This is a genomic window from Nonomuraea sp. NPDC049480 (genome assembly GCF_044465905.1).
Lineage (GTDB): Bacteria > Actinomycetota > Actinomycetes > Streptosporangiales > Streptosporangiaceae > Nonomuraea.
In genome coordinates this window covers 232,754-255,132 of sequence record NZ_JBITMD010000013.1, presented here as the reverse complement: position 1 = coordinate 255,132, position 22,379 = coordinate 232,754, and the positions used below count along the sequence as shown (strand labels likewise).

17 protein-coding genes and 1 pseudogene are annotated in these 22,379 nt (G+C 70.0%); 9 read left to right on the top strand and 9 right to left on the bottom strand.

What is annotated here, in order from left to right:
* Window positions 1–54: 54 nt before the first annotated feature.
* The 4 genes and pseudogenes from ACIBX3_RS33805 to ACIBX3_RS33790 all read left to right on the top strand — a co-directional run bounded on the left by ACIBX3_RS33805 (window position 55) and on the right by ACIBX3_RS33790 (window position 4,929).
* On the top strand, window positions 55–249 hold the full coding sequence (locus tag ACIBX3_RS33805) for a hypothetical protein (RefSeq protein WP_397124282.1): 195 nt from the start codon (window positions 55–57) through the stop codon (window positions 247–249).
* Window positions 225–323, top strand: a pseudogene (locus tag ACIBX3_RS33800) (IS5/IS1182 family transposase); the annotation flags it as partial. The gene ACIBX3_RS33805 and the pseudogene ACIBX3_RS33800, both read left to right, overlap by 25 nt.
* 733 nt (window positions 324–1,056) lie before the next feature.
* On the top strand, window positions 1,057–3,450 hold the full coding sequence (locus ACIBX3_RS33795; RefSeq protein ID WP_397124159.1) for a S8 family peptidase: 2,394 nt from the start codon (window positions 1,057–1,059) through the stop codon (window positions 3,448–3,450).
* A 129-nt stretch (window positions 3,451–3,579) separates the two neighbouring features.
* The gene (locus ACIBX3_RS33790; protein ID WP_397124157.1) at window positions 3,580–4,929 is read left to right on the top strand and encodes a helix-turn-helix domain-containing protein; all 1,350 of its coding nucleotides are present in this window, start codon (window positions 3,580–3,582) and stop codon (window positions 4,927–4,929) included.
* Window positions 4,930–5,109: 180 nt separating this feature from the next.
* On the opposite strand, the gene ACIBX3_RS33785 is transcribed toward ACIBX3_RS33790, so the two are convergent.
* The 7 genes from ACIBX3_RS33785 to ACIBX3_RS33755 form a co-directional block, all read right to left on the bottom strand.
* The gene (locus tag ACIBX3_RS33785) at window positions 5,110–6,018 is read right to left on the bottom strand and encodes an ABC transporter permease (protein ID WP_397124156.1); all 909 of its coding nucleotides are present in this window, start codon (window positions 6,016–6,018) and stop codon (window positions 5,110–5,112) included.
* Window positions 6,011–7,201, bottom strand: a complete 1,191-nt coding sequence (locus ACIBX3_RS33780) for a glycine betaine/L-proline ABC transporter ATP-binding protein (protein ID WP_397124154.1) — start codon at window positions 7,199–7,201, stop codon at window positions 6,011–6,013. The genes ACIBX3_RS33785 and ACIBX3_RS33780 overlap by 8 nt, the downstream gene beginning before the upstream one ends.
* Window positions 7,202–7,205: 4 nt before the next feature.
* Entirely contained in the window at window positions 7,206–8,162 is a 957-nt protein-coding gene (locus ACIBX3_RS33775; protein ID WP_397124152.1) for an ABC transporter substrate-binding protein, read from the bottom strand.
* The gene (locus ACIBX3_RS33770; RefSeq protein ID WP_397124150.1) at window positions 8,162–11,248 is read right to left on the bottom strand and encodes a DUF3604 domain-containing protein; all 3,087 of its coding nucleotides are present in this window, start codon (window positions 11,246–11,248) and stop codon (window positions 8,162–8,164) included. Before ACIBX3_RS33770 ends, ACIBX3_RS33775 begins: the two co-directional genes overlap by 1 nt.
* 209 nt (window positions 11,249–11,457) lie before the next feature.
* Window positions 11,458–12,369 carry a LysR family transcriptional regulator gene (locus tag ACIBX3_RS33765; RefSeq protein WP_397124148.1) on the bottom strand — a complete coding sequence of 304 codons (912 nt, stop codon included), beginning with the start codon at window positions 12,367–12,369 and terminating at the stop codon, window positions 11,458–11,460.
* A gap of 283 nt (window positions 12,370–12,652) precedes the next feature.
* Window positions 12,653–13,477 carry a helix-turn-helix domain-containing protein gene (locus tag ACIBX3_RS33760; protein WP_397124146.1) on the bottom strand — a complete coding sequence of 275 codons (825 nt, stop codon included), beginning with the start codon at window positions 13,475–13,477 and terminating at the stop codon, window positions 12,653–12,655.
* 23 nt (window positions 13,478–13,500) lie between these two features.
* The gene (locus tag ACIBX3_RS33755; RefSeq protein ID WP_397124144.1) at window positions 13,501–14,322 is read right to left on the bottom strand and encodes an alpha/beta fold hydrolase; all 822 of its coding nucleotides are present in this window, start codon (window positions 14,320–14,322) and stop codon (window positions 13,501–13,503) included.
* Window positions 14,323–14,793: 471 nt separating this feature from the next.
* Here ACIBX3_RS33755 and ACIBX3_RS33750 point away from each other — a divergent pair, with 471 nt between their 5' ends.
* Window positions 14,794–15,393, top strand: coding sequence for a hypothetical protein (locus tag ACIBX3_RS33750; protein WP_397124142.1), 600 nt, complete (start codon window positions 14,794–14,796; stop codon window positions 15,391–15,393).
* A 40-nt stretch (window positions 15,394–15,433) separates the two neighbouring features.
* Here ACIBX3_RS33750 and ACIBX3_RS33745 read toward each other — a convergent pair whose 3' ends face one another.
* Window positions 15,434–17,125 (bottom strand): DEAD/DEAH box helicase, encoded by a 1,692-nt coding sequence (locus ACIBX3_RS33745; protein ID WP_397124140.1) that lies wholly within the window; start codon window positions 17,123–17,125, stop codon window positions 15,434–15,436.
* Window positions 17,126–17,388: 263 nt separating this feature from the next.
* Between ACIBX3_RS33745 and ACIBX3_RS33740 the strand changes: the two genes are divergently transcribed.
* Window positions 17,389–18,540 carry an NAD(P)/FAD-dependent oxidoreductase gene (locus ACIBX3_RS33740; RefSeq protein WP_397124138.1) on the top strand — a complete coding sequence of 384 codons (1,152 nt, stop codon included), beginning with the start codon at window positions 17,389–17,391 and terminating at the stop codon, window positions 18,538–18,540.
* An 89-nt stretch (window positions 18,541–18,629) separates the two neighbouring features.
* Here the strand turns inward: ACIBX3_RS33740 and ACIBX3_RS33735 are convergent, their stop codons facing one another.
* Window positions 18,630–19,505: a UbiA family prenyltransferase gene (locus tag ACIBX3_RS33735; RefSeq protein ID WP_397124136.1), complete on the bottom strand. Its 876-nt coding sequence runs from the start codon at window positions 19,503–19,505 to the stop codon at window positions 18,630–18,632.
* A 68-nt stretch (window positions 19,506–19,573) separates the two neighbouring features.
* Here ACIBX3_RS33735 and ACIBX3_RS33730 point away from each other — a divergent pair, with 68 nt between their 5' ends.
* The 3 genes from ACIBX3_RS33730 to ACIBX3_RS33720 are packed head-to-tail and all read left to right on the top strand — an operon-like array spanning window position 19,574 to window position 22,254.
* On the top strand, window positions 19,574–20,680 hold the full coding sequence (locus tag ACIBX3_RS33730) for a type III polyketide synthase (protein WP_397124134.1): 1,107 nt from the start codon (window positions 19,574–19,576) through the stop codon (window positions 20,678–20,680).
* 34 nt (window positions 20,681–20,714) lie between these two features.
* Window positions 20,715–21,236, top strand: a complete 522-nt coding sequence (locus ACIBX3_RS33725) for an isoprenylcysteine carboxyl methyltransferase family protein (RefSeq protein WP_397124132.1) — start codon at window positions 20,715–20,717, stop codon at window positions 21,234–21,236.
* A gap of 4 nt (window positions 21,237–21,240) precedes the next feature.
* A complete protein-coding gene (locus tag ACIBX3_RS33720) occupies window positions 21,241–22,254 on the top strand; it encodes an NAD(P)/FAD-dependent oxidoreductase (RefSeq protein ID WP_397124131.1) in 1,014 nt (337 codons plus the stop codon).
* The last annotated feature ends 125 nt before the right edge of the window (window positions 22,255–22,379 follow it).

The following is a 22,379-nucleotide window of genomic DNA, read 5'->3' as shown; positions in this document are numbered from 1 at the left end:
GGCGTCCGCCTGCTTGGCCCGGTCGAGTTCCGGTAGGCGGGCGCGCCGGTAGCGTTGCCCCGGTGCCAGCATCGGCTGCTGCTCGGCGTCCTGGCCCTGTCGGCCAACCGCGTGGTCCCCCTCCAGCGTCTGGCCGAGGTGTTCTGGCCCGACGGAGCGCGCCACGGAGTGCGCATCGACCCCATGGCCGTGGACGTGCACCACTTCGCACCGTACGCGCCGGCCTTTCCGCCAGCTCCGAAGCAATGATCCACATCGCCATGATCGACCTCATGACGCGCCGCCTCACCGGCGAATCAACCCCAACGTGGCGCGAAACCTGAACCCGGGATCAGACAGGATCAAACGCTCACCTACTGCGGCTGGCTGATGTCGGAGGTGGCGCTACAGCGGTTGGTGGACGCGAAATCTCCATTCAGCGGTTGACGACCGCCAAGCGACTGACCGGTAGCTTCGTCGTCGGGCCGGGGATCGCCCCCGGGGGCGGGCAGTAGTCCGTGGAGGAACTCGCCGGTGTGCGTACCACCCAGCTCCACCGGGGGCTGGCCGCCTCAACACGTCCTCAACGAATCCTCAACACGGCAGGCCTCAGACTCGGCGCGACGTTCGATTCATCGCGACTTCGATCAACAGGGAGAGTGACCATGCACATCACCCGCGCGATCAAGGCCCCGCTCCCCCGGCCTGGCGTGTGCGGCGACCCTCACGCTGGTTCTCGTCTCTTTCTCAACGTCCGCGATCGTCAAGGACGGTAAATGGGACTGCACCGGAGCCAACGGCTACGTTCACGTTCGCAATGCGAAGATCGGCGGCACGTTCCGCGCTTCCTTCGTGCTCGACCGCAAGCAAACCATTGAGTACCGGGCGCAAACTGGATGCCCTAGACCCGCAACGAGACAGGACCTTCTGCCGCAAGACAGGCGCATATAATCCGTCCTCCTCGCTAAAGCCACCCCGATATCGGTCGAAAACATCATGAAGCCTGGCGGCCCACGTGCAAAGAAAATCGGCTTCAATACCGTTCATCTGGCCTAAACGCCCGCAAAGGAGAGCCTCATGAGGCGATTAGCCATCGTCACGGCGGCATTCCAGCGCATGGTCGTCCTGGTGGCGATCCTGCTCTCCTCGATCATCGCCACGGCCGGCACATCGACCGCAGCGGCAGGACCTTGGGTGGAGCCCGGACTGGCCGGAAAGCTCGCCACCGGAGCCAAGATCAGGGTCAACGTCGTGACCAGGGAGCGCGCCGACCTGGCCGCCGTGTCCGGCGCCGGGCAGGTGCTCCAGACGCTGTCGCGCTCCCCCGTGGTCACCCTGCGGACCGATCAGGCGGGTCTCCAGCGGCTCACCGGCCAGCCGGGCGTGCTGAGCGTGTCCGAGGATCGGCCGGTGCCTCCGGTCCTCGGGCAGAGCGTCCCTCTGATCGGCGGCGACCGCACCAGAACGGCAGGGCTGACCGGCGAGGGCGGTGCCGTGGCCGTACTGGACACCGGCGTCGCCACCGGCCACCCGTTCCTCGGCGGCCGCGTCGTGGCCGAGGCCTGCTTCTCGCCCGCCGACCCCGACTACTCCGCCTCCAGCCTGTGCCCGGACGGCGCCGACAGGCAGGAGGGACCCGGCTCTGCCGACGCCGAGAGCGGCGCGTGCGCCGACGAGTTGCTGGACTGCTCCCACGGAACCCACGTGGCCGGGATCATCGCCGGTGACGGTGAAGGGCTCAACGGCGACGACGGGAGCGGTGTCGCACCCGGAGCCGACATCGTGGCCATCCAGATCTTCAGCAGGTTCGACTCCGACGACTTCTGCGGCTCCGGCGGCGCGCCGTGCGTGCTCAGCTTCACCAGCGCCCAGCTCGCCGGGCTGGAGAAAGTCCAGGCGCTGAAGGCCACGCTGCCCATCGTGGCGGCCAATCTGAGCCTGGGCAGCGGTAGGCACACCGCTCCCTGCGACAACGACCCGCGCAAGGCCGCCATCGACGCTCTCCTGGCGGCCGGGGTCGCCACGGTCATCGCCGCGGGCAACAACGGTTACCCGGACGCGATCGCGGCTCCTGCCTGCGTCTCTTCGGCCATCGCCGTGGGCAGCACCACCGACGGCGACACCCTGTCCTCCTTCAGCAACCGCGGCCCCCTCCTGGACCTCCTCGCCCCCGGCAGCGACGTCGTATCGTCCGTACCCGGCGACGGCTGGGCTCCGATGAGCGGGACATCCATGGCCGCCCCGCACGTCAGCGGCGCGCTCGCCGTCCTGCGCCAGTCCTACCCCGCGCTCGGCCCCGCGGCCCTTGAGGCCAAGCTCGAAGAGACCGGGCGGGGCATCGGTTACACCGGTGCCATCACACCCCGCGTCCAGCTTGACGCCGCCGCCTTGGACACGACTCCCCGGCCGGGGCCCGACCAGTACTTCCACTCGCGCGGCAGGCTCGTGGACAACGTCCAGATCAGTGCGAGCTCCGCCATGACCGTGCAGGTCGCGGGCGTGGCCGGGCTGCCCGCGCAGGGCATCCGGGCCATCGCGCTCAATGTCAGCGCCAAGGGCGAGTTCCTCAGCACGGGGGCGATCGCCGTACACGCCTCTGACGAGCAGGAACCGGACGGCAGGGCCCTCGCCTACGACACCACGCGCTACGCCTCCACGATGATCATCACGAAGGTCGGCGCCGACGGGAAGATCAAGATCGTCAATCGCGGCACGGGCCCCGTCAGAGTGACGCTCGACGCACACGGCCACACCCTCAGCCAGGTGGCGACCGTCGTGGGCGGCACCTACGTCCCGATCACTCCCGCGCGGGTGGCCGACCGCACCGTCATCCCCGCGTGGGGCAACCACCTGCTGTCCATCGCCGACATGCGCGGCCTGCCCGCGACCGGCGTCGCCCAGGTCGCCCTCACGGTCATCCTGAAGAGCCCGTCGACCGGCACGATGCGCATGTACGCCGCCGGAGACGTCTACCCCGCCGAAGCCAACGCCGACTACCCGGCGGGCATCGCCACGCAGTTCTACACGATCGTCAAGCCCGGCCCCGACGGGAGGATCAACGTGCACAACCTCGGCTTCGACAATGTCGAGATCTCTGTGGACGTCACCGGCTACTACTCCGCCGGCCAGCGAGGCTCGGTCGTCAAGGCGATCCGCCCCGCGCCCGCGGCCAGAGCCCTGGCGATTCCGGCCGGCGGCACCAAGACGCTGCGTTTCACCGGCCTGCCCGCCTCCGGCGTCACAGCGGTCGCGCTGACCGTGGCAGCCAGGGGGGCGGCGACCGGAGTCGTCTCGGTGCTGCCCCAGAGCGGGCAGACCACCGCGCGCGTGGTCTCCTATCCGGCAGGCAAGGACGCCATCGGTTTCACCGCCGCCGCCATGCGTGCCGACGGGTCGGTGGTGCTGAAGAACGAGGGCGCCGGGCAGGTGAGCGTCGACGTTGACGTCTACGCCTACTTCGCGAGGGCCTGACCGGCGGTCAGGCGGACCTGGATCGGAGGGCCGTGGCCGTGGACGGTCTCGAACTCGGCCGGGGCCTCCCCCGGCTTGTCCCGCGAACGCTTGAAACGTCACAGAACACCGGAAAGGGGAGGTGGGCGAATGAGCCCTGCGGCGGTGTACGGGTTACATGCGCGCAGACTCGCGGCCGAACTGCGTTTTCTCAAGGCCACTTCGGGTTTGGGGCTGGTCCAGTTGGCAGCCCATACGCACTGCAGCAAGTCCTCGCTGGAGCGATACTTCAACGGCAAGCTTTTACCGCCTCGCCAGGCTGTCGAAGCCATCAGCAAAGCGTGCAACGGGGATACCGCACATCTGGTGGCGTTGTGGGAGCTGGCCGTGGCCAATCCCCCCGCGTGGCAGCGTCCGGCCCAGCTGCCTCACGACGTGGCGGGCTTCACCGGCCGTTCCTCCGAACTCGATCGCCTGACGGCTCTGGTGCCGAACGCCGGCAACGCCATCGCGATCGCGGTGATCGACGGGATCGCCGGCGTCGGCAAGAGCGCGCTGGCGGTGCACTTCGCGCACCGTGTAGCCGATCGGTTCCCGGACGGCCAGCTGCACGTCGACCTGCGCGGCTTCGACGCGGAGCAGATGCCCATGCCGCCCGCCGAGGCTCTGGCCCGGTTTCTGCGGGCCCTCGCCCCAGACCTCCGGCACCTGCCCACCGAAGTGGGCGAGCTAGCGGCCCTGTTCCGCAGCCTGATCGGCGACCGGCGCATGCTCATCCTGCTGGACAACGCCGCCACCACCGATCAGGTCCGTGCACTGCTGCCCGGCAACGCAGGATGTCTGGTCCTGGTCACCAGCCGCCACCGCCTGGGTGGCCTGGTCGCCCGTGACGGCGCTCACCACATCGCCCTGAGCACCCTCACCGCCGCCGAATCCGCCGACCTGCTGGCAGCCGCTGCCGGTGTCGAACGGATCGCTGCCGAACCCCAGGCCATCGCCGGCATGACGCGGCTGTGCGGGTATCTCCCGCTGGCCTTGCGCATCGTGGCCGAGCATCTCATCGTGCACCCGTCGCTCACCATGACAGATCTCATCGGCGACCTCGCCAGCGAACACCGCCGATTGGACACGCTCGCCACCGGAGACGACAGCACCGCCGTACGGACGGTGTTCTCAGGGTCCTATCGAGCCCTGCCGGCGTCGGCGGCGCGGGCGTTCAGGCTGCTGGGCCTCCACGACAGTCCGGACATCAACGCGTCCGCCGCCGTCGCGCTCACCGGCGACACTCCCGTTCGCACGCGTGAAGTCCTGGAGGCGCTGGCCACCGCTCACCTGATCGAGCACCAGGGCCCGGACCGCTACCGCCTTCATGACCTCCTGCACGCCTACGCCGCCGAGCGCGCCGCCGCCGAAGAAACCGCCCAGAGCCTTGCCGACGCCCGACGCCGGCTGCTCTGCGCCTGCCGGGAATTCGATCCATGCAGTTCAGGCGGCGTGTGAGTATTCGTGGAGCCGCCGAGCCGGTCTCTTCGGCGTACGTCAAAGGCGGCGTCACCGGTTTCGTGACCGAACTGCGCGACCGCGCCAAAGGGCGGGAACGCTGGTGGGACGTCGTCAAAGCCGAGCGGCGAATGCCCGCCCGCGAAGAACTGACGTCCTTGTTCGTCCCGTCATCGAAGCTCATCGCGTCAGGGATTCCAAGGGACCTTCTCCGCGCGTCGGAACGGTGCCGGCGGGCGGACGCGTTCGCAGGCGGCGGCTTCTGCCCCGTCGCTCACCGAACGCGGCCGACACCCGGTCGAGGTAGATCGCGAGGATCACGACGGAGAGCCCGCCCTCGAAGCCGCGCCCGATGTCGAGCCGGGTGACCGCCTCGACGACCACCGCGCCCAGCCCGCCGCCGCCGACCATGCCGGCGATCACGACCATGGACAGCGCCATCATGATGACCTGGTTGACCCCGGCCATGATCGTGGGCATGGCCAGCGGCAGTTGCACGTCACGGAGGATCTGCCGGGACCGCGATCCGAAGGCCTGCGCGGCCTCGATCACCTCGGAATCGACCTGGCGGATGCCGAGTTCGGTGAGCCGCACCGCGGGCGGGATCGCGAAGACGGTGGTGGCGACGACGCCCGGCACGACGCCGATCCCGAAGAAGAAGACAGCCGGTAGCAGGTAGACGAAGACCGGCAGCGTCTGCATGAAGTCGAGAACCGGACGCACCGCGACGCTCACCCGTGTGCTGCCCGCCGCGGCGATGCCGACAGGAATGCCGACGATGAGCGCCACGACGGCGGCGACGATGACGACCGCGAGGGTCTGCATCGTCTCGGTCCACATCGCCATCGACTGGATGAGCAAGAGGCCGAGGCACGCGATGAGCGCGGGTTGCCACCGGCGCGCCGCCGCCCATGCGAGCGCGGTGAAGCAGGCCAGCAGCACGAGCGGATGCGGGCTGATCAGGAGGAAGTACGACGCGTTGACGAGCTGCAGGATCAACTTCGAGGCCACGTCGAATACGCCGGAGAAGTTGTCCAGCAGGAATTGGACGGCGCGCTCCACCCACGCGTCCACCGGAAGCTCAGGCATGAGCCGTCACCTTCTTCGGACTCGCCAGAGACGAGAGGATCGCGGCCCGCGGCACCACTCCGAGCAGCCGGCCTTGTTCGTCGACCGCGGCGATCGGGACCGTGTGCCGGCCGGCGAGGTGGCAGAACTCGACCAGTGGCCGGTCCACCGGCACGGCCTCGTACTCCTGAACCAGGCAGTTCCGCAGATCTCCCTCGCCGTTCCGCACGGCGTTCGCCAGCAGGTCGTCGCGGGCGACGCCGAGGAGGCAGCCCAGTTCGTCGAGCACGAAGAGGCCGTTCATCTCGGCGGCCCCGAGGCGCCGCAACACGTCCTCGGGACTGTCCGGCAATCCCGCGGTCAGCAACGGCGGACGCAACACCGCGGCCGCGGTGAGCACACGTGAGCGGTCGACGTCGGCGACGAAATCGCTGACATAGTCGTCCGCCGGCGAGGACAGGATCTCCTGCCCGGTGCCGCACTGTACGACGCGGCCGTCCTTCATCACCATGATGCGGTGCCCGATCCGCATGGCCTCGTTGAGGTCGTGGGTGACGAAGACGATCGTGCGCTGATCTTCGGCCTGCAGCGTCAGGAGCAACTCCTGCATCTCTCGCTTGATCAGCGGATCAAGGGCACTGAACGGCTCGTCCATGAGCAGGATGTCGGCATCCGTCGCGAGCGCGCGGGCGAGGCCGACGCGTTGCTTCATCCCACCGGACAACTCGTCCGGACGGGTGTCGCCGCGGTCCCCGAGACCCACGCGCCCCAGCGCCCAGTCGGCCCGTTCCAGCCGCTCCTTGACGGGGACGCCGCGCACCTTCAGGCCGTACGCGGCGTTCTCCCGGATCGTTCGGTGCGGGAACAGCGCGAAGTGCTGGAACACCATGCTGATCCGGCGATTGCGCAGCTCCCGCAGGTCGTCCCCGGCCATGGCCAGGACGTCCCGCCCGTCGATGATCAACCGTCCGCCGGTCGGTTCGACCAGCCGGTTGATCATGCGGAGCACGGTCGACTTCCCCGAGCCGGACAGGCCCATGATGACGAACAGCTCACCCCGCTGGACCGTGAAGCTCACGTCGTCGGCGCCGAGGAATCCCCCGGCGTCTCGTACGGCCTCGTGCCGCCGCTCATCCGTCAGCAGCGGCAGCGCCCTGTCCGGCGGCAGCCCGTACACCTTGCTGAGGTGACTGGCCTCGATCACCGGGTCACCCCTTTCCGAGGACGACGTCGGCGGCGGGCTTGCCGTCGACGCTGGTGACACCGTCGAGCCACTTCCGCAACACCTCGGGGTTGCCGCGGATCCAGTCCTGGGCCACTGTCTCGGCCGGTTTCTTCTGCTTCTCCAGGCTCAAGATCCACTGCGACGCGGTGTCGGCGTCGACCCGGATCTGCGAGAGGAACCGATACAGGCTCGGATCTTCGCCGGCGAGGCCGTGACGGGTCAGCACCCGGATCTCACCGGCCCCGGGCCACACCTTCTTCGGGTCGTCGAGGAAGTGGAGCTTGAACTCAGGGGTCATCCAGTGCGGGCTCCACCCGAGGAAGACGACCGGTCGCTGCTTCGCCGCGTGGCGGGTCACCTCGGCGAGCATGGCCTCCGTGCTGCTCTGCACCAGCTTCCAGTCACCGAGCCCGTAGGCGTCCTTCGCGATCGCATCACTGATGATCTTGTTGCCGGGAGCGCCCGGCTCGATCCCGAGAATCTGCCGGCCGAACTCGTCCGCGTGCTTGTCCAGATCGGCGAGGGAACGCACCCCGAGTCGCTCGGTGACGTACCCGGGCACCGCCGGCGCGTACTGCGTGCCGGTGAGCAGAGTCCCGGCGACCTCCACCTTCTTGTCGTCCAGCAGCTTGCCGAACACCGCCTGCTGACTCGGCCACCAGTTGCCGAGGTAGGCGTCGGCCTGCCCCGTCGACAAGGCCTGTCCCGCCAGCGGCACCGACACCTCCTGGATACTGGTCTTATAGCCGAGCTGACCCAGCACCAGCGTCGCGATCTTCGTCTCCACGACGAGGTCGCTCCACGGCTGTTGCACGAACCGCGCGACGTGCTCGCCGCCGCCGGACGAGTCTGCGAACCCTTCGGTTTTCGCACCACTACACCCGGCGAGCGACGCGATGAGCACCGCGAGCACGATCGGGCCGAACGATTTCCTCGACATCACCGATACCTCTCTTCCACAGGAGTGCCGACCCAGATCGGCGAGGACCATGCCATCTCGCCGTCGGTCTGATAGACGCGCACGTAGTACCAAGCCGGCGCGCCCGACACGTCGGTCCATCGCACTCGCCGTTCATGATCGCCAAGGCCGGTCAGCCCGCCGACGCCCGGCTGCAGCCGCAGCCGGCCCGGCCCTTTGAGCGGCACATCGACGACGCTGCCGTCGAGCGCGCCAAGGGTCGTGGTGACCTCGCCCCGTGATGTCTTCACGTTCACCGTGGCCCCGGCCGGTCCGATCAACGTGAACTCGACGCCGCCGCGCTGCGCGCCGTACGGCTCGCCGAAGCTCTTGGTGGTGTTCACCCAGCAGACGCGGTGCCGGTCCGCCTCGGTGATCTCCGGGCTCCAGTACGGCGTCAGCAACAGCTCGCCGCCCAGGATGCTGACGCAGCCGCTCCAGTCCGTCGTCACCGGGCTCTGACCCCATTCGACCCGCAGCGGGACGGCGATCCAGTGCCGAGGCAGGTCGAGGTCCGGAAGCACGCTGTGGACGACGTCGCCATTGCGCACGACCTCGATGCGAGCCAGTTCCCCGTATCCACGGGCGAACGCGTCCAGGTCCACCGGACCGTCGAGCTCGGCCTCGCCGCCCATGAAGACGTCGCCGATCCGCGTGTCAACGACGATGCCACGCTGGGTGGCCGCGAACACGCGCCGGTTGTAGAGCGCGTCGAACACCGCTTCACGATCGAGTCGTTCGGCGTACGCGCCGACGTAGCTGGCCCCGTGCCCGTGGTCGGAGGACGCGATGAGCCCGAACCGCTGCCCGCGGCGCAGGCCGTCGAGGACGAACGTGCCGGGAAGCGTGCCGTCGGCGTACTGGCGGAAACAGCCGTCGTCCTCGTAGTTGCCGCGGCAGGCCTGGAAGACCTCCACGACGCGGAGGAACTGCGGGTCGTGGTAGTCCCAGTCGAACGGCACCATTGCCGAGCCGGGATGATGCGGAATGGTGATCGCCGGGAACTCCGGGTGCCGGCGAAGCCCCTGCCACAACTCCGCGGGCGTTTCCGATCCCTTCGCGTAGGCCGAGAAGATCGGTGCGCCGCGCCGCACGTCCCCGTAGATGACGTTCTGGTGCCCCATGAGCCCGGTCCACTCGAAGCCGTACAACGGTACGAAACGCCCGTCGACACGGAACAGGTCGGCCATCTTCTGGATCGACCACCATTGGTAGTCGGTGCTGTTCTCGGAGTGATCGGTGACCGCCCAGAAGTCGTATTCACATACGTCCCAGGAGTAGCGGTAGAAGTCCTCGAGAGACGGCTCGTCGCCGGAGGTGCAGCGGCTGATGAGGGAGTGGCGGTGCAGGTCCCCCCAGTACAGCGCATATTCCTTGTCGTTCACGGTCGTCCGGTAGCGGGCGCCGCCGGCGTCGGCCCATCCGCGTGCCTCGCGTCGTTCGTCGCTGTGAACGACGTCGAGCCTGCGCGTCGCGATCGCCCGTCCCGTCGCGGTCAACGTCGCGGCCCTGATGGCACCGGTTCCGTGCATCCCGTGCCAGATGACCTCACCGTGGTGCTCCAGCAGGAACGGGCACTCCCGGCCGCCGAAGCCTTCGGTCCAGGTGAGTGCACGCTCCAGGCGACTGTCGGTCTGCCACGCCACGAGGGCGCCGCTCGGCAGCGGGGCGAGCGCCGGTTCCTCGAGCGTGCCGTCGCTGGCGGCGAGCGTCGTCGGTGGTGACCAGCCGTCCGGGCCGAGCGTTTGAGTGGCGACCTCCCAGTAGTAGGTCATCAGGGGCAGCCGCCGGTGGATCCGATAGGCGACGGTCAAGCCGCCCGCAGGGTCGGCGGCGAGGCGCGGCAGCCCACTCGGTACGACGTCGAGGCCGGGCGCGAGCAGGCCTTCCGGTTCGTACAGGCCGTCGTTGCCGAGGCGTACGACCCGGATCGAGGCGGAGATCTCCGGCAGCAACTCCGGTGGGATGAACTCCCCGCTCTCCCGCATCCCCTCGATCCTCGGCGAGTCCGACAGTTCGCCGGCCGGTCGTAGACGGGTGGGACCGGAGCCGCCGTGGCCGGCGACGGTGATGACGTCGAAGCCGCACCAGACGGCGCCGTCCGCGGTGACCGCGAGGCTCGGGTGCAGCGCGTAGTCGCGCCCACTGGTCACCGGACGCGGATCCGCGAGAGTGCCGGCGGGGTCGGCGTGGCGGACCGCGATGCGGTAGGCGCCCCGGTGGTACTCGCACCAGGCATAGACCGTGCCGCCTCCAGGCGCGGCGGCCACCGCGGGATCCCAGACATTCCCCTCGACTCCGTCACTCACCAGACGCGGCTCTGCCCAGGTGCCGTCACACCAACGGCGGGCGTAGACGCCGAACCGGTTGCCCAGCGGCCCCTGCCAGCAGACCTCGACGCCGCCGTCGACGTGCGCGACCGCCTCCTGGTTGAACGACGGGTGATCGGTCGTGCTGACCAGCTCTTCACCGGTCCAGCCGTCCTGCCCGTGACGGCGGCAGAAGACCGACACGGCGCCCTCTTGCGCGCGAGCGTAGAAGACCCACGGGCGGCCGTCGGCGTCGAACAGCGCCGTGGGGCGAAAGCAGTCGGCGGGCTCGCCGGAGAGCACGATCGGGTCCCCTTCGGCCGCCGCGCCGTCGAGGAGCAGCGCCATCACGCGATCGCCGGCGTCCTTCTCCCACTCGATCCAGGCGTGGAGGACACGACCGTCCGGTGTGGTCGCGACGCTGGGACGCGTTGCGGTCCCCGACGCCCGGACGCTTGCGCCGGCCGCTCGGCGATGCCCTTCGAGAAGTGGTGCCGAGGAGAGCGACGCATGGGCCCGCTCCAGGAACTCGGGAAGCCGGCCGCCGCCCTCGTCGACCCACATGTAGCGCAAGGGGTCCGGATCGAGCAGCGCCTCCACGCCGGACACGTCGCGGCAGTCCTCGATCGCCTTCGCCATCCGCCTGTTGAAGGCGAGCACCCGCTCGAGATCCGCGCGTTGTGCCTCGGTGTACTCCCCGGTGTGGTGGTCGACCCCGCAGCACCCGTGGCCGCGATGTCCGCCGTGCTGTCCGCCCACGTCCTGCCTTTCCGAAACTCACGTCGCCCGCCGTCGCACAATTCGGGCATGCATAATGGAAATGCCGGCGAAATGCCGATGAAACAAGAGGCCCTGATCACACGAATTGCGTGACCGTTGGTTGGTAATGGTTCTTCGCGGCGGTCGCGGGCGCAACAAAAAAGGCCGGGCAAGCCAGACCGCCTTTTAACTGCTCCTATAGAGGCGCTCTATGGCTGTACGGCGGTCTCGTTGACACGGCCGGACGCGTGCTCTCGCATCACCATCTCGACGAACGCCCGCCCCGCGTGTGACAGCGGCTCACGACGCCACAACAACCGGACACGGCGCACAGCGGGCGGATCGATCGCCCCGATGCGAGCGCCTTGACGTGCCGCGTCCTCCGCCATCGGGCGCGGAAGCAGTGCCACACCCGCACCGGCAAGGACCAACGGGACTATCGCCGCGCGATGCGGGGTCTCCACCGCGATGCGCAGAGGGACGCCGGCCCCCGCAAGTGACTGCTCGAGCAGCATCCGCGTCGCCGTGCCCGGCTGAGTCGTGATCAGATCCATCGCGGCGACCTCGGCCATCTTCAGCGCCCGGCCCGGTGCGATTTCGGCATCCGGCGGAAGAACCGCGAGCAGTTCCTGCTCCCGGAGCTCCACAGCACGCAATCCCACCGACGGCACAGAGAAATCCGCGAGACCCAGCTCGCATTCACCGACCCGCACCATTTCCGCGACCGCTTCCGCGTGCTCGGGGTCCTCGATGCGGATGTCGACTCCCGGATAGGCGCGACGGAAGGTGCCGACGAGACCGGCCAGCGGGTCCACGGCCAAGGTGGTCAATGCGACGATGTCGAGCCGCCCCGCCTGTAGCCAGGCGACCTGCTGCACCGACGACAGTGCGGAGGCGAAGGCGCGCATCACCTGCTGCGCGGAACCCACGAGGGCCTCTCCTTCGGGCGTCAGCCTGACCCCGCGACCAAGCCTGTGGAACAGCGTGGTGCCGAGCTCGCGCTCCAGCGTCCGGATCGTGTACGACAGCGACGGCTGCGCGACCCGAAGGGCGGACGCGGCGCTGGTGAAGCTGCCGTGCGACGCCACCGCGAGGAAGTACTCAAGCTGCCGCCGATCCACCCGAGCCCCTCAATCATCGCCGCATGGTTTCTGGTCAGGATCACACGCGATTCCCGCGTGGGGTCGGAGGATGCGATCGGTCAAGTCCACGGACGTGGTGCATGAATCGATCTTGGCGTGATCCTGTTCCTGCAGGTTGAGTGGTAAGTGTATGGGAGAGTGGTTCTGCGCCAGTATGTCGCCTCGATGACGCTCTGGTCCTGCGCCGGCGACGTCCCTGGCCTGACAGCCGCGCCGATGAGGCAATGCCGAAGCGGCTCCGTTGCGATTTTCGCAACGGAGCTCAGGGCGGCCACGCAACGTCGTCGATCGCGAGCCACGGCGCGGCGGCCACGGCCGTGGGCGTGATCCCGGCGAACGTCTTGACCTCGCGGTGCAGGTGGGACTGGTCGACGTAGCCGCTGTGGGCAGCGACCCCGGCGGCGGCGTGACCCACCGCCAGAAGGTGGGCGGCGTGGTCGAACCGCACCAGCCGTGCGGCACGTTTGGGTGTGATGCCCAACTGGGAGCGGAAGCGCGACCACAGGCGCTTGCGGCTCCAGCCCACCTCGTCGGCCAGGCCGTCGACCCGCACCCGCCCCCGGCTGGTGAGCATCCGCCGCCAGGCGTAGGCGACCTCCGGATCGACCGGCGGGCGGGCGCCCAGCCGCCGGCCGAGGATATCCGCCGCGATCGTGAACCGTTGGTCCCACGAGGCGGCGGCGCGCAGCCTGTCCTCGGCTCGCCCGGCGTCGCGGCCCCAGACATCCTCAAGCGATACAACCCTTCCGCTGAGCTCGGCCGATGCGCCGAGCACCGCGGCCGCCGCGGCCGGCTCCAGCCGGATCTGCAGGCACTCGCCGACCCCCCTGCCGGCCACCCGGAGATCGCCAGGGATAAGCCCGATGACGACACTGCCGCGCTGGCCATGGGCGTCGTAGACGATGGCTTCTCCCTCACTCAGGTCGACCAGCAGGGTGACCGACGGGTGCGGGACCATGGCGATGTCCACGAGTGCGGGCGCATGGTGGCGGAACCCGGCCATGCTGACCCCCGGCAGCCGAACCGACGGGCGCGGGACGGCGACCTGCACCTGCGCCCAGTCGAATGATGTCCCGGTCGAGGGCACGTGACCAGTCTAGGCCTCACCGATCACGGGCGGGTGTCAGCGGCCGTTGCCGTGAAGCCCAGCAGCAGTTTGCTGGTCGCCTCGGGCGCTTCGAACATGGGCAGGTGCCCGACGCCGGGCAGCAGCTCGACCCGTGCGTGCGGCACCGCGTTGTACCGGTGCGCCGACGACGGCTCCCAGCGGGGGTCGGCGCCGCCGAAGATCACCAGCACCGGGACTCCGAGGACGGCCAGACGCTCAGGCACGCTCCGCTCGGCGATGTACGCGCCGTTGCGCCGCAACACCGTCCTGAACGTGCGGTAGGTGATGCCCCGCAGTTCGGCGACCATGTCATCGGGGACGTCCACCGGGCCGGCGGCCGTCGCCCTGATCCCACGGCGGATCATCGCGTCCGAACGCCTCGACCACAGCAGCGGGCCGAAAGGCGGGCCCAACAGGACCCGCAGGATGAACGGCTGCCCAAGCAGCGCATCGGGACCGGGGCCGGTGCTGATCAGCGCGAGCGAACCCACCAGGTCGGGGCGCTGTTCGGCCAGCGCGGTGGCGACGTAGCCGCCGCTGGAGTGCCCCACGACGGCGACGCGGCCAAGGCCGAGGTCGTCCAGCACCGCCGCCACCCGGCCTGCCTGATCGGGCACCTCGTACGAGAGCGCGGGCGGGGACTGGCCGCAGCCTGGCAGGTCGACCCGGATGAGGTGATGGTGGCCGGCGAGTTCCGGGACCATCGGGTTCCAGCAGGCGCCCGAGGCCCCCGATCCGTGGATGAGCAACAACGGCGGCGCCTGCCGCGGGCCGTCGTGGACCACGTGCATCCGATGCGAGCGCTCAAACTCGTACTCACTCATGCAGGAAACGATGCACGCACGCCCGGCCATCAGTCTTGGACAAATGTTCCCGCGGAGTCGACGACCGACGGCCCGCGCTCTGCGACCGCTCGAAAGCCAGAGTCATCCGCATAGTCCTGCCGACCATTGCCACGCCGGCATCGTCGCGTCCCGGCGGACCGCACTGTCATCGGCAGATGAGGACGACATCGCCCTTGCAGCACCGGGGGCGCCATGATCCCACTCGAACTTCGACGGCACAGGCTCAACGTTCGACGGCACAGGACAGCCGGCGCTGATCACAGCGCCCTGCTGCACGCAGGAGCACCGAGGATGACCTACTGCTCTTCTCATGCGGACGCGACCGCATGAGCTACTCGGCCAGGGTTCGGCCCCGGCCCCAACCGCCATGCCCGAACTTGTCGTACTCGATCACTAAGGTCCCTGACACAGCCATACCCCGGACCCGTCCCGACGGAGGAAGAAAACCGAATGACCACCACCGCGTGGGACGAGATCCGCCATCTGATCGACCTGGACAGCCCCGACGACCTCGTCGATCGCCTGATCAAGCTCAACGCCGCCGAACGCGAACTCGTCGCCGCAGAGCTCCGCGACCACGTCTCCGTCCTGCGTGCCCGCGCCGAGGCCGAGGAAGAGAAGCTCTGGTCACGCGGCGACGACCATTCGGAGATCCCCCGCTCCCCCTGGCAGAACAACTGGCCCGAACTTCTCCGCCTGACCGGCGCTGACGATGGCGTTCCAGCACGAGTCGTACGCCATCCAGGGCCGGGCAGCGCAACTCGCGCTCAAGAACCGGAAACACTTCACCGCACTTGGTCTGAAGCAGATCGCCCAAGCCATCCCAGCCCTGCCCCCCGCCCTCGGCGCCCGCCTCACCGCAGTCTTCGACGGAGGAGTGCCCGATTGATCGTGGTCCTCGCGTTCGAGCGGGGAGACGGTGCCCCCGGCAGCGGAGTGGTCTTTCCGCTGGAGAGGTTCCTCCTCAGGCACCCCGAGTGCAGCGCCTCCTCAGTACCCCTGCGGCCTATGCGGCAACAGGACAAAGCCGCAGGTAGTACCGGCTGCTGACCGAGCGGCACACCGGCATCCCGCCGTGGCCGCCGCATCATCATGTTCGCCTGCTGCGCATGTCCCGCTCACGGCGGACAATCGGTCTCCTTCCCTTGATCGTGGTTCGGCGGAGGGCGGCGATCACCTCGTCGGCCGCGGCCTGCGGCACCTCCACCAGCGAGAATCGGTCGGCGATCTCGATCGCGCCGATGTCGCGCCCGCTCAGGCTCGACTCGCCGGCTATCGCGCCGACCAGGTCCTGTGGCCGGATTCCCGCATTTCGCCCGAGGTTGAAGAAGAGGCGTGCCATTCCACCCGCCGGGGCGCGAGCGTATCGCTCGCCGTCCGGGGCCGCCTCTCGCTGCCCACGCCGCTTCTCCACGGTCCGCGGGGCCACCTCGGGAATCTCCTGCTCGTCGAGCGCAGCCCCACTGGACTCGTGCGCCAGCTTGACGGCGGCGAGCGCGATTTCCATGAGGTCGAACTCATCGGTGAGCGACTCGACCACGACGTGGAAGGGCCCCAGGTCGTCTTGCAGGAGGCATTCCTCCAGCGCGGCACGGGTCAGCTCCATCCGGCGCGTCTGGAGGTCGGCGACGGTCGGCAGCCTCTCCACCGGGATCCGCCGTTTGGTCACCCGCTCTATCGCCTTGAGCATGCGGTGCTCGCGTGGCTCCACCAAGGTCAGAGCCACCCCTTCGCGGCCGGCGCGGCCCACCCTGCCGATGCGGTGCACGTACGCCTCGGGTGCGGACGGCACGTTGTAGTTGACGACGTGAGTGAGTTGTTCGATGTCGAGGCCACGCGCGGCTACGTCGGTCGCGATGAGCAGGTCGGCGGTCCCTGCCCGCAGTCGTGACATCACTCGGTCGCGTTGCTCCTGCTCCATCCCACCGTGCAGGGCCTCGGCGCGGTGGCCGCGTCCGTTCATGGTTTCCGTGAGCTGGTCGACCTCGTCCCGGGTGCGGCAGAAGATGATCGCGGCTGCCGGCGCCTCGATGTCGAGAAGGCGTCCGAGCGCCGCCGGTTTGTGCGCCCTGGCGACCAGGTACGCGCTCTGCTCCACCAACGGGGTCGTCTGGCTGCCCTCTGCCGCCGCGTGCCCCATTTCTATCCGTACCGGGTCGTGGAGGTGACGGCGGGCGATTCCATCGATGCGCGGCGGAAGCGTCGCGGAGAACAGCACGGTCTGGCGACCTTCGGGGGTCGCCGCGAGGATCGCCTCAATGTCGTCGGCGAACCCCATGTCGAGCATCTCGTCCGCCTCGTCCAGCACGACGGTGTGCAACCCCTCCAGGTCGAGCGTCCCCCTGCCGATGTGATCGAGGGCCCGTCCCGGTGTCGCGACCACGACGTCCACCCCGCGCTTGAGCGCCTGCAATTGCCGGCCGATGGGCGCTCCGCCATAGATCGGCAAGACGCGAGTACCCAGTACGCGTCCATACCGGTGGAACGCCTCCGAAACTTGAACGGCCAGCTCACGCGTGGGCACAAGCACCAGCGTCACAGGGCCGGCGCCACCGCCGGGGTGGGGCATTCGCTGAAGCACGGGCAACGCGAACGCCGCGGTCTTCCCCGTGCCCGTCGCCGCCTGCCCGAGCAGATCACGCCCCTGAATCAACGAGGGGATCGCCTCTCTCTGGATCGGAGTGGGCTCTTCGTAACCCAGAGCGGACAGCACGTCCAGGAGCTCAGATCGGAGGTTCAGATCGGCGAAGGTGGCCTCGCCGCCGGATGTGTTCATGGTCATCGCAAACTCCTTACGAACTCCCGCACCTCTTCTGCCGGTCATCCTCTGACCAGGGCTTCGACGTACCCAAACCCTGGGTGCGGGAGCGTCAGGGCGCCGGCTCGTCCCGCCCAACACGCGGTCGTCGCCGTCCTACCGTACGCAATACCGCAGCCCTACCCTTGCCAAGGGGCCTGGGAACGTCCGGCGCCGGCCGTCGGCAGTGGGTCGCGGAGTGGAACGTGATGCGTTTCCGATCGTGCGTGCGGTGGGACAGACCTCGCATGAACGACATGTGGGACGTGGCGATCGTAGGAGCGGGACCGGCGGGCTCGGCGGCGGCGCTGCGGGCCGCGCAACTTGACCCGGACCTGCGCGTGCTCCTGCTGGACAGGGCCGACTTCCCCCGTGACAAGCCGTGCGGCGACGGCATCGCCGCCCACGGGCGCGACGAGCTGGCCCTGCTGGGGCTGCCCGCGCTCATCGACGACTACCGGCCCACTCCCCGCCTGACCGTGGTCTCGCCGGGCGGGGTGCGGGTCTCCGCCGAGGCCGCGCGGCCCAATCACGTGGTGCCGCGCCGGGTGTTCGACGCTCGCCTGGTGGCCGCCGCGCGGGCCAGGGGTGTCGAGGTACGCCGCCACCGCGTCAAGGATCTCGTCTTCGACGGGTCCGGGGTGGTCATCGACGGGCGGCTGCGGGCCCGTACGGTGGTGGCCGCCGACGGGGCCGGCTCGGTCGTGCGCCGCCTGATCGGCCTGGCCGCCGCCGCCGAGAAGCACACCGCCATCGCCGTGCGCGGCTACGCCGACGTGCCCGAGGAGGACGATGTCCAGCTCATCGCCATGCAAAAGGCGGGCTGGCCGGCCTACGCGTGGTCGTTCCCCATCGGCGACGGTACCGCGAACGTCGGCTTCGGCATGCTGCTGCCCCGGCTGCGCGCGGCGGGAGCACCCGGACGTCAGGTGCTGCACGGCAGGCTCGCCGAGTTGCTGCCCGACCGGCCCGCCCGCGATCTGCGCGCCCATCACCTGCCGCTCTCGACCGGGCGGCCGACGCCCGGCGCCGGCCGGGTCCTGCTCGCCGGTGACGCCGCGGGGCTGATCAACCCGCTCACCGGCGAGGGCATCTACTACGCGCTGCTGTCCGGGCGGCTGGCGGCCGAGGCGGCGGTGGAGTCGCCGGGCGACCCGCTGGCACTGTACCGGGGCAAGCTGCGCGGGGCGCTCGGACGACACCTGCGCACCACCGACGTGCTGGCCCGGCTGGCCCAGTCCCCCGGTTTCATCGACGCGGCGATCGAGACGGCCGTGCGCCGCAAGGAGGTGTTCGACCTGCTGGTGGAGGTGGGGCTCGGGGCCGGGACGGTGCCCGCGCCGCTCGCTCTGGCCGTGGGGATGCGTTGGCTGCGCGGCTCCCTGCGCGCCGGGCGGTGAGAGGGGCGTGGGGCGTGGGGCCACGCGGATCACGCGGTGAGCGGGGCGTGGGGCCATGCGGGTCATGCGGGTCACGCGGGCCATGCGGGTCACGCGGTGAGCGAGGCACCGCCGGCGACCAGGAGGATCACGTCCACGGTCGCCACAGCGACGGCGGTGACGAACGGCACCCGTGAGGACCTGGCGGCCAGCAGCAGCCCCGTGGCCGCGAGGGCGGAGGCGGCGGCCACGGCCAGCCAGCCCGCCACGCCGGGGGCGGCGCCTCCAGGGCCGAAGACGAGCAGGCAGGTGGCGGCCAGCAGTGGCACGGGGACCAGGAGCCGTACGCGGGAGGCGCCCATGCGCTGCGGCCAGCCGCGTACGCCGGTGTCCAGGTCGCCCGCGATGTCCGGCAGCACGTTGGCCAGGTGCGCGCCCACACCGAGCAGTCCGGCGGCCAGGACCGCCCACCACGCGGGCCACGGCTCACCGGGCAGGCCCAGTGTCACGAAGGCCGGCAGCACCCCGAACCCCACGGCGTAAGGTGCCCACGACAGGAGTGTCGCCTTCAGCCCGAAGTTGTACCCCCAGGCCGCCAGCACCCCCGTGAGGTGCAGCGCGCCCGCGCGCCAGCCGGAGGCCAGCGACAGCGGCACGCAGCAGGCCAGTGCCACAAGAGCGGCGATCCAGACGGCACGCGCGCTCACCGTGCCGCCCGCGACGGGCTTGCCCGCGCGTCCGGCCGCCGCGTCCCGCTTGACGTCGATGGCGTCGTTGCACCAGCCGATCGAGAGCTGTCCCGTCAGCACGGCAGCGCCCGCCAGCACGCACCCGACCACGTCGCGCCCCGTGGCCACGGCCAGCGCGGTGACCAGAGCGGTCACGGCCGCGGTCGGGCCGGGATGGCACGCGCGCGCGAGCCCTACGGCCAGCCGCCCCGGCCCATCGCGTACGACGGCGGTGGGCGCAGGGCCGGGGTCAGTCACAAGGTGATCGTAGACCGGGCGATCGCCGCGGAGAATTCCCATGCTCCACATGTGGCTTAAATGACCATTTGGACGGGAAACGTGCGGGGAGTAAGAGTTGTCGGCTGGCGAGGGAGAACTGCATGACCCGTATCGCCGCAGTCCGTTGTGCTTTCCCTCCCCACCGGTACCCACAGTCCACGCTCACCGACATGGCCGCCCGCGTGTGCCTGCCGGAGAACGCCGACCGGCGCCTCCTCGACCGCCTGCACCGCAACGCCCGAGTGGACTACCGCAACCTCGCCCTGCCCATCGAGCAGTACGAGAAGCTCAACGGCTTCGGCGCCGCCAACGACGCCTTCGTCTCGGTCGCCGTGGACCTGGGGCTCGAGAGTGTGAAGGCCGCCCTGGACGCGGCCGAACTGGAGCCGACCGACGTGGACATGATCATGTTCACGTCGGTGACCGGCATCGCCGCGCCCTCCGTCGACGCCCGGCTGGCGACGGCGCTCGGCCTGCGGCCCGACGTCAAACGGGTGCCCGTCTTCGGCCTGGGCTGCGTGGCCGGAGCGGCGGGCATCGCCAGGATCCACGACTACCTGCGCGGCTGGCCGGACCACGTGGCCGTGCTGCTGTCGGTGGAGTTATGCTCGCTCACCGTGCAGCGGGGCGACTCCTCGCCCGCGAACCTGATCGCCAGCGCGTTGTTCGGCGACGGCGCGGCCGCCGTGGTGGCCTGCGGCGGCGGACGCGGCGCGGCCGGTCCCACCGTGGTGGCCACGCGCAGCCACCTGTATCCGGGCTCCGAGCACGTCATGGGGTGGCAGGTTGGTGACACCGGGTTCCGGGTGATGCTGGACGCGAGCGTCCCGGCGGTCGTGCGGCGGTACCTGGCCGACGACGTGCACGGTTTTCTCGCCGAGCACGGCGTGACGGCCGGGGAGGTGACGGCGTGGGTGTGCCATCCCGGCGGGCCGAAGGTGCTCGAAGCCGTGTCGGACGTGCTCGGCCTGCCCGCGGACGCGCTCGACGTGACATGGCGCTCGCTGGCGGCCAACGGCAACCTGTCCTCGTCCTCGGTCCTGCACGTGCTCGGTGACACCCTCGCCACCCGGTCGCCCGAGCCTGGAACCTGGGGACTGATCATCGCCATGGGGCCGGGCTTCTGCTCGGAACTCGTCCTGATCCGCTGGTGACCGCGCCCATGACCCGACTGCTGGTGACTGCCTTATGACCTGGTATCTGGTGCTCGTCTTGCTGGTCGGCCTGGAACGTGTGGCCGAGCTGGTCGTCGCCCGGCGCAACGCCGCGTGGAGCATGGCGCGCGGCGGTGTCGTGACCGGCCAGGGCCACTATCCGTGGATGGTGGCCCTGCACACCGGGTTGCTCGTCTGCGCGCCGCTGGAGGCCGCGCTGGCGGAGCGGCCCTTCCTTCCCGCGCTCGGGTGGCCGATGCTCGCCCTCGTCGTGGCGGCCCAGGGGTTGCGGTGGTGGTGCATCACCTCGCTCGGGCCGCGCTGGAACACGCAGGTGATCGTGGTGCCCGGCCTGTCGCTGGTGACGCGCGGCCCCTACCGGTTGCGGTGGCTACGGCATCCCAATTACGTGGCGGTGGCGGTGGAGGGGCTCGCGCTGCCGCTGGTGCACACGGCCTGGGTGACCGCGCTGGCGTTCACGGTGCTCAACGCCGCGCTGATGGTGGTGCGGATCCGATGTGAGAACGCGGCTCTCCTCCTCGCCTCCGAGCGGTGACAGCGTGATCGACGTGCTTGTCGCGGGCGGGGGCCCGGCAGGACTGGCGACGGCCGTTCACGCGGCGCTGGCGGGGATGGAGGCGGTCGTCGTCGAGCCGCGTGCCTCGCCCGTGGACAAGGCGTGCGGCGAGGGCATCATGCCGGGCGGGGTGGCGGCGCTGGAGGCGATGGGGGTGGAGGTCGAGGGACGCGGGTTCCGCGGCATCCACTACCTCGACGGCCGGCGAGAAGTGCGGGCCGCCTTCTCCGCCGCTCCCGGGCTGGGCGTACGTCGTACGCATCTGCATGCCGCGCTCGCGCGGCGGGCCGCCGAGCTGGGCGTCAAGACGATCACCGGCAAGATCACCCGCGTCGAGCAGGACCGGGACGGCGTGGAGGCCGCCGGGCTGCGGGCCCGCTGGCTGGTGGCCGCCGACGGGCTGCACTCGCCGCTGCGCCGCGCCCTCGGCCTCGGTCTGCCCGCGCGCGGACCCCACAGGTACGGCCAGCGCAGCCACTACAGGATCGAGCCGTGGACCGACTTCGTCGAGGTCCACTGGTCAGGCACCGGCGAGGCCTACGTCACGCCCGTCGCCCGGGACCTGATCGGCGTCGCGATACTCAGCTCGGTGCGGCGCGGCTACGACGAGCACCTGCGCGGCTTCCCCGGACTGAGCCGCCGCCTGCGCGGCCCGGCCGTCACCCCGGTGCGCGGCGCGGGCCCGCTGCGCCAGGCCGTGCGCGCCCGCCGCGCGGGACGCGTCCTGCTGGTCGGGGACGCCGCAGGCTACGTGGACGCGCTCACCGGCGAGGGCGTCTCGCTGGCCGTGCGCTCGGCCGAACTACTGGTCAGGTGCCTGGCCGAGGACCGGCCCGAAGACTACGAGGGCGCGTGGCTACGGCTGTCCCGCACGCACCGGCTGCTGACGGGCGCGCTGGTGCAGGCCGCGCGCCGCCCCGGCACGGCCCGGCTGGTGGTGCCCGCCGCCCGTCGGCTGCCCGGCCTGTTCACGGGCATCGTCAGGATCCTCGCCTGACACTTCCTCGGCCACGGATGTGTTCCTGAACAGGCTCATCGGCATGGAGCAAACTGCGGACGCGCCACTCGGCTACCATGATCGGTCAGGGCAGTCCGATGTCGCGATCGGTCTTCGCGCGATGA